At 37.0% G+C, this 13,364-nt stretch carries 12 protein-coding genes; 9 read left to right on the top strand and 3 right to left on the bottom strand.

All coding sequences use genetic code 11. The annotated features are described in order from the left end of the window. Nucleotides 1–42: 42 nt before the first annotated feature. The 6 genes from FG390_RS07240 (at nt 43) to sufB (ending at nt 6,656) form a co-directional block, all read left to right on the top strand. Nucleotides 43–852 carry a MetQ/NlpA family ABC transporter substrate-binding protein gene (locus tag FG390_RS07240; protein WP_141190370.1) on the top strand — a complete coding sequence of 270 codons (810 nt, stop codon included), beginning with the start codon at nt 43–45 and terminating at the stop codon, nt 850–852. Nucleotides 853–1,167: 315 nt separating this feature from the next. Beyond that, complete coding sequence (sufC, locus tag FG390_RS07245) at nt 1,168–1,947, top strand: Fe-S cluster assembly ATPase SufC (RefSeq protein ID WP_141190371.1); 780 nt, start codon at nt 1,168–1,170, stop codon at nt 1,945–1,947. A 321-nt stretch (nt 1,948–2,268) separates the two neighbouring features. Then, nucleotides 2,269–3,576 carry a Fe-S cluster assembly protein SufD gene (gene sufD, locus FG390_RS07250; RefSeq protein ID WP_141190372.1) on the top strand — a complete coding sequence of 436 codons (1,308 nt, stop codon included), beginning with the start codon at nt 2,269–2,271 and terminating at the stop codon, nt 3,574–3,576. Next, nucleotides 3,576–4,796 (top strand): cysteine desulfurase, encoded by a 1,221-nt coding sequence (locus FG390_RS07255; RefSeq protein ID WP_141190373.1) that lies wholly within the window; start codon nt 3,576–3,578, stop codon nt 4,794–4,796. The genes sufD and FG390_RS07255 overlap by 1 nt, the downstream gene beginning before the upstream one ends. After that, nucleotides 4,786–5,229: a Fe-S cluster assembly sulfur transfer protein SufU gene (gene sufU, locus FG390_RS07260; protein ID WP_141190374.1), complete on the top strand. Its 444-nt coding sequence runs from the start codon at nt 4,786–4,788 to the stop codon at nt 5,227–5,229. Before FG390_RS07255 ends, sufU begins: the two co-directional genes overlap by 11 nt. Before the next feature lie 29 nt (nt 5,230–5,258). Beyond that, nucleotides 5,259–6,656, top strand: coding sequence for a Fe-S cluster assembly protein SufB (gene sufB / locus FG390_RS07265; protein WP_141190375.1), 1,398 nt, complete (start codon nt 5,259–5,261; stop codon nt 6,654–6,656). Nucleotides 6,657–6,730: 74 nt separating this feature from the next. Here sufB and FG390_RS07270 read toward each other — a convergent pair whose 3' ends face one another. Then, the gene (locus tag FG390_RS07270; RefSeq protein ID WP_141190376.1) at nt 6,731–8,704 is read right to left on the bottom strand and encodes a methyl-accepting chemotaxis protein; all 1,974 of its coding nucleotides are present in this window, start codon (nt 8,702–8,704) and stop codon (nt 6,731–6,733) included. 220 nt (nt 8,705–8,924) lie between these two features. Next, entirely contained in the window at nt 8,925–9,536 is a 612-nt protein-coding gene (locus tag FG390_RS07275; RefSeq protein WP_141190377.1) for a nitroreductase family protein, read from the bottom strand. 401 nt (nt 9,537–9,937) lie between these two features. Here FG390_RS07275 and FG390_RS07280 point away from each other — a divergent pair, with 401 nt between their 5' ends. Genes FG390_RS07280 through FG390_RS07290 form a run of 3 tightly spaced genes read left to right on the top strand, consistent with a single transcriptional unit; the run spans nt 9,938 to nt 12,264 of the window. Then, nucleotides 9,938–10,837 carry an ABC transporter ATP-binding protein gene (locus FG390_RS07280; protein WP_258311622.1) on the top strand — a complete coding sequence of 300 codons (900 nt, stop codon included), beginning with the start codon at nt 9,938–9,940 and terminating at the stop codon, nt 10,835–10,837. Further along, the gene (locus FG390_RS07285) at nt 10,837–11,637 is read left to right on the top strand and encodes a DUF2705 family protein (protein ID WP_141190378.1); all 801 of its coding nucleotides are present in this window, start codon (nt 10,837–10,839) and stop codon (nt 11,635–11,637) included. The genes FG390_RS07280 and FG390_RS07285 overlap by 1 nt, the downstream gene beginning before the upstream one ends. Beyond that, the gene (locus FG390_RS07290; protein ID WP_141190379.1) at nt 11,638–12,264 is read left to right on the top strand and encodes a TetR/AcrR family transcriptional regulator; all 627 of its coding nucleotides are present in this window, start codon (nt 11,638–11,640) and stop codon (nt 12,262–12,264) included. A 417-nt stretch (nt 12,265–12,681) separates the two neighbouring features. Here the strand turns inward: FG390_RS07290 and FG390_RS07295 are convergent, their stop codons facing one another. Continuing rightward, nucleotides 12,682–13,335 carry a DUF1361 domain-containing protein gene (locus tag FG390_RS07295; RefSeq protein ID WP_181406413.1) on the bottom strand — a complete coding sequence of 218 codons (654 nt, stop codon included), beginning with the start codon at nt 13,333–13,335 and terminating at the stop codon, nt 12,682–12,684. Nucleotides 13,336–13,364 lie beyond the last annotated feature (29 nt).

Raw genomic sequence — 13,364 nt, forward strand, 5'->3', positions numbered from 1 at the left:
ATACAAAAAATAGAGAAAACGAAACAGAAGGAGAAGATTACAATGAAAAAAATATCGTTAGTGCTATTATCCCTATCTTTAATTTTAGTTTTAGCTGCTTGTGGAAAATCTTCATCATCAAAAGAAACAACACTCACTGTTGGAGCATCAGCTGTTCCACATGCTGAAATTTTGAAAAAAGCACAACCGTTACTTAAGAAAAAAGGGATTAACTTGAAAATTAAAGTATTCCAAGATTATGTTCTTCCGAATAAAGCTTTAGCATCGAAACAAATTGATGCCAATTATTTTCAACATGTCCCATTTCTAAATCTATATAACAAACAACACAAAACCAATTTAGTGAACGCTGGTAAAATTCACATTGAACCATTTGGTATCTATTCGAAAAAATATAAAAACGTCAGTGACATTAAAAATGGTGCTACCGTTCAAATAAGTAATAACCAATCCGAACAAGGGCGAATTCTTTTGTTACTTGAGTCAAAAGGTCTTGTTAAAATTAAACCAGGCGTCGATAAAGTCACGGCCACTTTAAAAGACATTGATAACTTCAAGCACTTGAAATTTTTATCACCAATCGCACCTGCACTATTGCCAAAAGCATATCAAAATAATACAGCTGATCTGTTTGCGATTAATACCAACTTTGCCTTACAAGCCAATCTTACGCCAAACAAAGATGCATTAATCCTTGAAGGTTCTAAATCTCCTTATGCCAATATTGTGGCTGTCAATAAAGGCGATGAAAAGAAAAAAGCCATTAAAGAGCTCATCAATGTTCTACATTCAAAAGACATTCAAAACTTTATTAAAGAAAAATACAAAGGCGCTGTCTTGCCTGTTAAATAATAGAAGAAAATCACCTTTAGAACATGGTTCTGAAGGTGATTTTTTTTTTAGGTAGAGAAAGAGGTTACACTACTCGAAGGCGGATGAAAAATGATATTGAGGAAAAGCTAAACTAAGATACGTTTAGCAGATTCTTTATAAACGAAAAACGAAAAAACAGAATGAATCTTTGATATGTTTTTACCCTTTTATAACATTAAAATAGTAATGGGTATCAGTTGATAAGTTTTTGGATTTGATATAAGATGATAATGAGAATAGATTGAGAATGAAATTATAATTCCAAGAACGAAGATAAAATGGAGGTTATAGAGAATGTCTGTACCTAATTTAAAAATTGAAGATTTACATGTATCCATTGAGGATAAACACATAGTTAAAGGTTTTAACCTTGAAATAAATGGTGGGGAAATCCACGCAGTTATGGGACCAAACGGAACAGGTAAATCAACACTTGCTTCTGCTCTTATGGGTCACCCAAAATACGAAGTCACACAAGGAAAAGCAACGCTTGATGGTAAAGATTTGCTTGATATGGAAGTCGATGAACGTGCCCGCGCTGGTCTATTTTTAGCCATGCAATATCCAAGTGAAGTGAGTGGAGTAACCAATGCAGACTTCCTTAGAACGGCCATTAATGCGAGACGAGAAGAAGGAAATGAAATCCCGCTTATGAAGTTTATCAAACAATTAGATAAACGTATGGATCTTTTAGATATGGATCAAGAATTTGCACAACGTTATCTAAATGAAGGATTCTCTGGTGGGGAGAAAAAACGTAACGAAATCTTACAATTGATGATGTTACAACCGCATTTTGCGATATTAGATGAAATTGACTCCGGACTCGATATTGATGCATTGAAATTTGTAGCCAAAGGAGTTAATGAAATGCGTTCTCCTGAATTTGGCTGCCTCATCATTACCCACTATCAAAGACTGTTAAATTATATTAAACCAGATAAAGTCCACGTGATGATGCAAGGACGTATTGTAAAATCAGGTGGTCCTGAATTAGCTGAAAAACTTGAAGCCCATGGTTACGACTGGATTAAAGAAGAATTGGGTATTGAAGACGAAACAGTAGAAGCATAAAGAAAACTTGCCGATTGGCCAGCCTGAAAGGCGCAGACAGAGGCTTAGAATGTGTCACTACGGCTTCGCCTTCGCGACAACTCGATACTTAATCGAAGAAGATTATGCTAGTTGCCCTTATACTTTAAACCTTGAAATTTTAACTGTTTTAAAGTGTAAAGAAAACTTGCCGATTGCGAGGCCTATAAGGCGCAGACAGAGGCCTTATAGCTTAAGTGTTAAATAAAGATCTGGCTTTGGAAACTTTCAAAGCCAACTTTTTTCATATTTATTATGATGCTCATGATTGAATCGGATAAATGATGAGGTAGGAGGAATAGTATGTCAACCGAATTAAAAACCCTACAATATGATACAAATGATATTGTGAGTTTTTCAAAAGAACTAAATGAACCAGAATGGTTAACGGATTTTCGCACGCATGCATACGAACTTGTTCAAACGTTGCCTTTACCAAGAACGGAAAAAACGAGAATTATTGGATGGAATTTTACAGACTTTAACTATAAAACAAGAGGGACAGAAGTCTCAAGTCTTAATGATTTACCTTCTGAAGCAGCAAAGGTTGTCGGTGCCGAAGATCAATATGCAGCCATCCTTGTTCAACACAATGGACATAAAGCATATGTTTCAATTTCAAAAGAATTGCAAGACAAAGGGGTTATCATAACGGATTTGCAAACGGCGATCATTGAACATGGCGATCTTGTTAAAAAATATTATTTTAAAGCGGGTAAAGTCGATAAACATCGTCTTTCAGCATTAAATGCAGCGATCTTAAATTCAGGAACATTTGTTTATATTCCTAAAAACGTTGTTATAGAAAAACCTTTACAGACGGTCTATTTTCAAGATGCAGAAAATTTTGGCTTAATTAACCACTCCATCCTTGTGGCAGATCAAGGGAGCGCCTTAACTTATGTAGAGAATTATGTGTCGGATCATGAAAATATTGAAGGTGTAGCTAATCTTTTAACAGAAGTATACGTTGAAGATAATGCTCAAGTAAAATTTGGAGCTGTCGATTACTTTTCAAAAGATGTGACCGTTTATGTGAATAGACAAGGTCAAGTCGGACGCTATGGTCAGCTAGAGTGGGCATTTGGTCAAATGAATGATGGAAATACGGTGTCTGAAAATGTTACTGAACTTGTGGGTGAAGGTGCGGTATCTCATACGAAAGCCGTTAGTATTGGCCGCGGTGATCAAAAACAAAATTTCGATAACTATATTGTTCATATAGGAACAAATACAGAAAGTAACATTTTAATTCATGGTGTACAGAAGGATCAAGCTCAAGCCATATTTAATGGTCGTACTAAGATTGAACACGGTGCTTCTAAATCAAATGGTGATCAAACGCAACGCGTCTTGATGCTAAGTGAAGGGGCCAGAGGAGATGCCAATCCAATTCTTTTAATTGATGAAGATGATGTTATGGCTGGGCACGCCGCTTCTGTGGGCCGTATCGATCCTGTTCAACTCTATTATTTGATGAGCCGTGGGATTTCACGTTCTGAAGCTGAACGTTTAATCATTCATGGGTTCCTTGAACCTGTTGTTGAACAACTCCAAATAGAAAGTGTCAAAGCTCAGCTCACAGCAGCTATTGAAAGGAAAGTTCGCTAATGGACGAGGCACTCATTAAACGCCACTTTCCGATACTTGATCAGGAAGTCAATGGACATCCTCTCGTTTATCTAGATAGTGGGGCTACGTCTCAAAAACCGAATACTGTCATTGATGCTATTTCAACATATTATAAAGAATATAATTCTAATGTTCATCGCGGTGTTCATACATTAGGTACTATGGCGACTGAAGGCTATGAAAATGCCAGAGAAAAAGCACGTCAATTTATCAATGCAAAATCAACATCAGAGGTTATCTTTACACGCGGGACAACGACTTCACTTAACTTAGTCGCACAAAGCTATGGTAGGGCCAAGGTTCATGAGGGTGATGAAATTGTGATCACACCGATGGAGCATCATGCGAACCTCATTCCTTGGCAGCAAGTAGCTAAACTGACAGGGGCGACACTAAAGTATATTCCGATGCAAGAAGACGGTACACTGAGCCTAGAAGATATTAAAGAAACGATTACAGATCAAACAAAAATCGTTGCGGTCACCCATGTTTCAAACGTTTTGGGTACCATTAATCCAGTTAAAGAAATAGCCAAAATAGCCCACGAGCATCAAGCGGTCATTGTTGTGGATGGGGCGCAAAGCACACCTCACATGCCCGTTGACGTTCAAGATCTTGACGTGGACTTCTACGCTTTTTCGGGTCATAAGATGCTTGGCCCAACAGGCATTGGCGTTCTATATGGGAAACAAGATCTTCTAGAAAACATGGAGCCTGTGGAAACAGGTGGAGATATGATTGAGTTTGTTGGTTTATATGACTCAACTTGGAAAGAACTCCCTTGGAAATTTGAAGCAGGTACACCAACGATCGCAGGGGCTATTGGGCTTGGAGCAGCCATTGACTTTTTAAATCAAGTTGGAATGGATGAGATTCATGCTCATGAAAATGAAATTGCAACTTATGCTCTTGATGTTTTATCGGAAGTTGAAGGTATTTCAATCTACGGACCAAAAAAACGAGGCGGTCTCGTAACCTTTAATATCGAAGGGGTTCATCCTCATGATGTATCTACGGTGCTAGATGCAGAAGGGATTGCTGTAAGAGCTGGTCACCACTGTGCGCAGCCGCTGATGAAATGTTTGAATGTTTCTGCCACAGTCCGTGCAAGCTTCTATTTGTATAACACAAAAGATGATATAGACAGACTTGTGGAAGGGATAAAGAAAACGAAGGAGTTCTTTGGACATGTCTTTTAATAATCTCGATCAACTCTATCGAAGTGTGATTATGGATCATTATAAGAATCCTCGAAATCGCGGTGAATTGGACAGTGAGAATAAGCTTGTCATTAATATGAATAATCCCACTTGTGGAGATCGTATTCAATTACACCTTCAAGTGGAAAATGATAAAATTACGGATGCTAAATTCACGGGTGAAGGTTGTTCCATCAGCATGTCATCAGCTTCCATGATGACTGAAGCGATTAAAGGATTATCTGTAGAAGAAGCTTTAAAAATGTCCCATTATTTTTCTGAAATGATGCTTGGAAAAGATGTGGACGAAGAGGAACTTGGACTGGATCTTGGTGATATTGAGGCACTTCAAGGTGTATGTAAGTTTCCGGCAAGAATCAAATGTGCAACACTCGCATGGAAAGCAATGGAAAAAAGCGTTAATCATAGATAACACATATCTTATAAGGAGGGTTCCACAACATGGCAAAACAAATGCCTGAAATTGGCGATTACAAATATGGCTTTGTCGATAAAGACGTATCAGTATACCGTGCAGAACGTGGCTTGACAAAAGAAATCGTAGAAGATATTTCAAAAAGAAAAAATGAGCCTGAATGGATGCTAGAATATCGTTTGAAATCATTAGAGCAATTTTACAAAAGACCCATGCCGCAATGGGGTGGAAATCTAAATGATCTCAAATTTGATGATATTACGTATTATGTTAAACCATCTGAAGCTCAAGGTAAAACATGGGATGAGGTTCCTGATGAAATCAAACGAACATTTGATAAATTAGGAATTCCAGAAGCTGAACAAAAATACCTTGCTGGTGTGTCTGCCCAATATGAATCCGAGGTTGTTTATCATAGCATGAAAAAAGATCTTGAAGAAATGGGAATTGTCTTTAAAGATACGGATTCCGCTCTACGTGAAAATGAAGAGCTCTTTAAAGAATATTTCGGTACCGTTATTCCTTATTCAGACAACAAGTTTGCTGCACTCAACTCAGCCGTTTGGTCTGGTGGTTCTTTCATCTACGTTCCTAAAGGAATTAAGTGTGAAACGCCACTTCAAGCATATTTCCGGATTAACTCCGAAAACATGGGGCAATTTGAACGGACGCTCATCGTTGTTGACGAAGGCGCGTCGGTTCATTATGTTGAAGGATGTACGGCACCTGTTTATACAACAAACTCGCTACACAGTGCGGTTGTTGAAATTATTATTAAGAAAGACGCATATTGCCGTTATACAACGATTCAAAACTGGGCAAATAACGTTTATAACCTTGTAACAAAACGTGCTGTAGCTTATGCAAATGCCACGATGGAATGGATTGATGGAAACATCGGCTCTAAATTAACGATGAAATACCCTGCTGTTATCCTTAAAGGTGAAGGTGCACGAGGCAATACCTTGTCAATCGCCATCGCTGGTAAAGGCCAACACCAAGATGCAGGAGCTAAAATGATTCATTTGGCACCCAATACGTCATCGACCATCGTATCGAAATCTATTTCTAAACATGGCGGAAAAGTAACTTACCGTGGTATTGTCCACTTTGGTAAAAAAGCAACCAATTCACGTTCGAACATCGAATGTGATACGTTGATCTTGGATAATCAATCGACGTCGGATACGATTCCATTCAATGAAATTTTGAACCCTTATGTTTCACTTGAACATGAAGCAAAAGTATCCAAAGTTTCGGAAGAACAGCTCTTTTATTTAATGAGCCGTGGTGTAACTGAACAAGAGGCGACTGAAATGATCGTCATGGGCTTCATCGAGCCATTTACGAAAGAACTCCCAATGGAATATGCCGTTGAAATGAACCGACTTATCAAGTTCGAAATGGAAGGTTCGATTGGGTAATCATCCTATTAGAAATCCCTCCAAGCAGGTTAGCCTGATTTGGAGGGGTTTTCACTTTTAGATCGTTTACTGATTTAATTAATTTTAAATTTAGAAATGGATGCTTGAAGTTCATCAGCCATTTTAGATAGACTTTCGGCATTACTTGCAACTTCTTCCATCGAAGCGAGTTGTTCTTCAGTTGCTGCAGATACACTTTGTGAATAGGCAGATGTATTATCTGCAAGTTTAGCTATTGGATTAAATGAATTTATTGATTGAGTCGTTGCTTCAGAAATTGTATTGATGGCTTCAATAACAGCTTGTATTTGCTCTTCTACTGTTTTAGAAAATGTATTGATACTATTGAAAGCATGGCCAGTTTTATCTACAACACGTATCCCTTTTTCTACTTCTTCAACGCTTCTGTTCATGGATTCAACAACTAGATTTGTTTCATTTTGTATCAAAGTAATCGTATTATGAACTTGTTTGGTTGATTGAGAGGATTGATCAGCGAGCTTCCTAATTTCCTCGGCAACGACAGCAAATCCTTTACCTTCTTCGCCGGCTCTAGCAGCTTCGATAGCTGCATTTAATGATAAAAGGTGAGTTTGTTCGGCGATATCGTTAATGACATTAATAATTTTACCAATTTCACCTGAACGATGGCTTAGGTTATCTACAATAGATGAAAGATCCTCAACGATCGATTTAATCGAATTCATTTGTTGAGTCGTTAGGGTGACGGCATTCAATCCATTGTTAACTGTAGACATCGATTTTTCAGAAGTATCATTTAAGTGATCAATTCTATTCTCAATATGGGTCAAGGCCGCTTGAATCGCATCAGCATTTTTCATAGAGTCGTCGACACGTTTAGATTGTTCCTCCGCTCCTGATGCCACCTCTTGAATGGAGTGAGCAATCTCATCAGATGTAGCTTTATTTTCTTCGGTAGACGCTGTGAGTTCTTCAGAAGAGGCAGCTAGCAATTCAGACTTTTCTCGAATACTAGCAAACAAAACTTTTAAAGAATCAATCATTTTATTGACACTATGTGACATTTTCGTAAATTCCTTATTAGCGGCAACCTCTTTTCCTAAACTGCGTGTGAGATCCCCAGATCCTATTTTTGAAAATATATTAACAAAGATGTCCAGTGGACGAATGATTTTATAGAAAATAAATAGCCAAGCAAGGATGATGATAATAACTAAGGTTATCATCGCAATAACACTTAGTTTTAATATAAGAGGATGAACAATAGTGTTTATATCCTTGGCTGACATAACACCACCTATTTTCCATCCAGTTAGTGAATTTGTTGTAAAGAAGATCTCATCATTACTTTGATAACGAGTATCGGTAAACGTTCCATTTGAGGAATGAGCCAATTTATTTCTTAATAATTCAGCTGCTTTGGAACCCACTTTCGACTTTGGATTTGCAATCCATTTCATTTCTTCATCCAGTAAAAACGCATAACCGCTATTGCCCACGGTAACTTGTTTTGTTAACTGTTCTAAAGAGCTTATCTTAACATCCATACTTATAACAGCTTTGTTATCAGGGGTTGTCTTTGCGATAATAACTGTTATTTGTTTTGTTAATGTTGAGACAAAAGGTGGGGTAATGATCACTTTTCCTGGATGAGCCATGGCTTCCCTGTACCAAAGCTCCTGTCTGACATCGTTCGTTACTTTAACATTGGGCGAACGAACGTATTGACCCTTTACATTGCCTAAAGTGAAGGCATTACTACTGTTATCAGTTTCATGTATGTAATCGAGCAGTGTCTGCATGGCCTGCTTTTGTTCAAAATCACCTGATAGATGCTTACTTATGTTATTTAAAACGTGCTCTTCACCACTAATAAACTCTGTAATATTATTATTTAGCAAATGAACACTGTTTGTTGCGCTATTGTTTAATTGTTTTTGCATAGAATTGGTAACGGTTTTATAGATATAAGAAAAAATAATAGAATCTGGAATAATAACGATTAGCACAATGAGCATTATTTGTAGTGTTCGTAGACTCATTGATGATAGTTTAAACTTTGTCATATTTTTACTCCTTAATTAAATTTAATTTAAAACGCTTACAAAATAAATTATGCCTTTGATCCTCCTTACCAAAATCAAAATGATTATAACTTAGTCGTCTTTATTAGTAAACGACTTCACAGAAAATACACATTTGAAATCATGTGGTTTGGTTCTTATACTTTTTAACTCAACATTAACATGACCCTCTACCATAATGGTGGAGGGTCATGTTATTGGTTTAAAAAGTTTCATATGTAATAATCTCTTTAGGACTTCGCCTGCTTGCACGTTCTCTCGTTTCTTCCCCTTTGCCGAGTGTAATCATTAAGGCAGGAACATAACGATCTGGAATACTAAACTCTTTTCGAATCGCTTCAGGATCAAAACCGATCATTGGACATGTAGCATAGCCCATATCTTTGGCAGTTAACATAAGAGACATCGCAGCAAGAGAGGCCCCGCGTATGGCTTCATCTCTTTGCGTTTGAATGTCTTCATAGAAATTGTAGATACTGTCTATTAATCCCTTTTTTCCGTCAGAAGGAACATAACTCTTTTGAGCCCATTCTTCAGCTACTTCTCCTGCTCTTTCATAAGCAAGTAAATCACCTAGTACGACAATTGACGCACTGGCTTCCGAGACTTTTGGTTGATTCCAAGCGCACCTTTGCAATAGTTGTTTCTTATCTTCATCCGTTACAATAAGAAAATGCCATTGTTGTAAATTCCATGCTGATGGAGATAATGATGCTATTTCAATGATTTTTTCTATTTTTTCTTTCGTCATTTTAACATTTTGATCGTATTTTTTAACTGATCGACGTTCTTGCATAACTTTAGAAAAATCCATTAATAAACCCCCTACAAATTTATTCCTATATTATAATGACCAGATTTAAGAAAATCAAAACATGTGATTGGTAGTCTTTAACATTTACGAAGAGTTTTTATGTGTGATATATGAGTGGTTAAGTCCCTAATTCTTAAAGAGGCGAAGATAATTTTTCCATTGTTCCACCTCGATCGGATCACTTAATACTGCTTCTACCTCTATAAGTCAGGGTTCTTTCTGGCTTCCCTTCTAAGTAACCCCTTGCATTATTTAATAATTAATAATTACTTTTATATAACAAAAACCATGTTCAAGAAAGCAGATAATGGACATTCAAATTCATTACTGACCGGTTGGTCAATCCGTGATATAGTGTCATTGACCAAGTGGTCATTTTTGTTTGAGAAAGGAGTGGCGTGATGTTGCCGGTCATAGAATTAAACCATATTAGTAAGTACTTCGGTAAATTTGCAGCTGTCAAAGATTTGTCTTTGACAGTTGAAAAAGGCGAATTTTTTGGGTTTATTGGTCCAAATGGAGCGGGAAAGTCGACAACAATGAACATGATTCTAAGCTTTATTAAGCAAGATGGGGGAACCGTCAAGCTTTTTGGTCAGGAAATGCCTGCTGGAAATGTGGCTGTCAAAAAAAGAATAGGTTACGTGCCTAGTGATGTCCGCTTTTATCCACAACTTCGTGTTCAAGATTTAATCCGCTATACCATGGACTTTCATCAAGTAAAAGAAAATAAAAAAGAAGTCGATGAGTTATGTGAACTGTTTCAAGTTGATCGAAAGAAAAAATTTGGCGATCTTTCATTAGGCAATAAGAAAAAGGTGGCTATTGTCTGTGCCATGATTCACCAACCAGAATTACTTATTCTAGATGAACCAACAAATGGACTTGATCCACTGATGCATGCAAGATTGTTCCGATTGATGAAAGAAAAACAAGAACAAGGTGTTACGATCTTTTTATCTAGTCATAATCTTAAAGAAGTGGAAGATTATTGTTCAAAGATAGCTTTCATTAAAAACGGACAACTGATCGGTGTGGAAGACCTAACAAAAATGAATAAAAAAGTAAAAGTTGTTACACTGAAAGGCCGTAATTTACCTGTTGAGCAAATGGAAGCCATCGGTGCAAAGAGCATCACTCAGAATGAAGATGAAATTCGTTTTCTCTATGAAAAAGACCTAGTTCAGCTTTTTACTACATTAAAAGAACTTTCAAATGAGCTTGATGATATCACAGTTTCGAATCGTGATCTAGAAGAACAGTTCATGTCCATGTATGAAAATAAGGGGGGAGAATGGTGATGACGTTATTTAGACTAGAATGTAAAACGCATACGAAAAGTCTGCTCATTTGGATGATTGTCGTCACTTTGTTGACATTTGGAATGATGGCGATATTCCCATCAATGAAAGAGAGTATGGGTGAGTTCAAAAATGCGATGCCGCAAGAGCTGATGGAGGCTTTCAATATTTCAGACATGGCTGCTCTTTCAACCGTTGGTGGGTACTTCGGATATATATTTCAGTATATTATGATTGCGACTGGGATTTTTGCAGCTATGCTGGGAACGAATAGTTTGGCAAGAGAGGAAGCAGAGGGAACAATCGAATACTTGTATGCACAGCCTATTTCAAGAACTTCCATCATCGTTTCTAAAATGCTATCAAGTTTACTACTTTATACATTGTACTGGATTATTTCGGTCTGTGTTTCACTCTTAATTTGTCTTATTTTTAAAGAATCTAGTGCTTCAGCATCTGATCTTGTCACTAATTTTTCTCTTTTTGCCTTAGCTGGATGGGTGATGGGTTTAACCTTTCTCAGTGTTGGTTTTCTACTTTCATCCATGTTATCATCAAATAAGTCAGCAACGTCCCTATCTTTAGGGCTTGTCTTCTTAACCTATATATTGGGGATTGTGGGGAAACTCCAACATGATTTCCGGTTCCTAACTTATTTTTCTCCAATAGAAGCAGCGTTGCCTAGTAAGGTATTTCAAGATGGTATTGAAGGAAAGTATATGCTGACCGATTGGCTTATTATCTTAATCGCTTGTTGCTTGACATTTTGGATTTACCGGAGGAAGGACTTGAAAGTATAGATGCTAGAATCAAAAGAAAAATCAATTCTAGAAGCGGCCATACATGAATTCGCGGAAAAAGGGTTTGAGCAGGCTTCTACCAATCACATTGCAAAAATGGCCCATACATCAAAAGGCTTAATCTTTCATTATTACGAATCAAAAGAAAAACTATATGAAGCGTGTATTCACTATGCTATTGACTTTACATTGAAAGAACTTGACTATGAGAATTGGCCGATAACCAACCGAGTGATTAATGATCTTAAAATTTATTCGGAGAAAGAGTTGCAATTTATGAAAGACCATCCGGATATTTATCCTCTAGTTGTCGAAGCGATGACCAATCCACCCGAAAAATTGGCAGGGCGGATGACTGAAGTGTATGCTGACATGAAATCTATTGGAACGGAGTATTTTTCAAAAATGGTCGATAAACTTGACCTGAAAGAGGACGTAAATATTAACACCCTTCATGCGGTGATTCAATCTCATATAAGCTATTACGAAACGCAAGTATTTAGTTATCTCAAGCAGTACCCGGAGGCTTCGATGGAGAGCATGCGGCCATTTATCGATCAATTTCTGGCTATGCTGTCAATGAGTTTTAGAGGTCTTGTAAAAAACAAGGATGATCTATTATACTAATCTCTAATTTTGTGAATGAAGAAAGATCTTTAGTTATGAATTATTTTAGTATGCCGTTTTTCCACCAGATCCTCCAAATGAAAGTATTTTCATAATTGTAACATAACTAAACAGTTATAATAAGAATTTTCTTTTTATCTTAATCATATCAACTAAAACCTTCATGGTATAGGAGAGAGAAAAGATAATCCCTTGACCTTATGATGATTTTTTTATCTCACCTTAAGGGCTAGAAAAGACCTCCACCTTAAGAATCTGGGTATTCAAAGAAGATAGGAAGGGGATCAACTGCCCGTAAAGGTCCGATTGGTTCAGGCTTACCATCAGTGGGGATGACGCAGGCTAAAAACCAGGCGTCCTGTCGCAACGCCTGCACTAGCACATCCTGTGCGTCGAAAAACCCCTACTGATGGAGTTTCACTTTATTTTATTTTCGGATGAAATCAAGCCGCTATAAAGGATAAAAACAAACAGTTGTAATCCAGTGAAAATGGAAATAAAAATAAAGAAGGACGAGGAAAATACCGAGAACATCTCATGGATACTGACGATTGGTTTTGTGACAAGGTAGATGGTATGGAGACGGACAAATCGACCAAGATAGATTCCATAGCTAGTTAATAAAGTAATAATCAAGAGTATCGTAAAATAACTGACATAGGAATTGATTTTTAAACGATTCATCCATTCTCGTAACATTGTTTCTAAGGACCGAAAACCGATAAATAATCCATAAAATATGCCAAGTAAAAGAATAAAAAATTGGAACCAGATATAAACATTCATTTTAAATTGTCCTGAAGCAACATCCTTCATACCAAGATCCTGCAAATGAAAAAAGTCTGTCAGCAAATAAGGTGCATTCGGATAAAAAACTAGCCATACGACACTGACAAGGGCAAAAACGATGAAGGGTCTCTTTTTTCTAGACAACCAAATGGATAACTCAAAGGGGATATAGGCGAGTAGGATATTCAGTAACATAAAATGATAAACTTCAGAAAATAAGTAAGTCAAAATCATATAACATATGAAAAAAAGACGACACGAAACAATCAGCGACTTATTCATCAAAACCTCCAATGACTCCATCAACAAAT

It is taken from the genome of Terrilactibacillus laevilacticus (genome assembly GCF_006517395.1).
Taxonomy (GTDB): Bacteria; Bacillota; Bacilli; order Bacillales; family Sporolactobacillaceae; genus Terrilactibacillus; species Terrilactibacillus laevilacticus.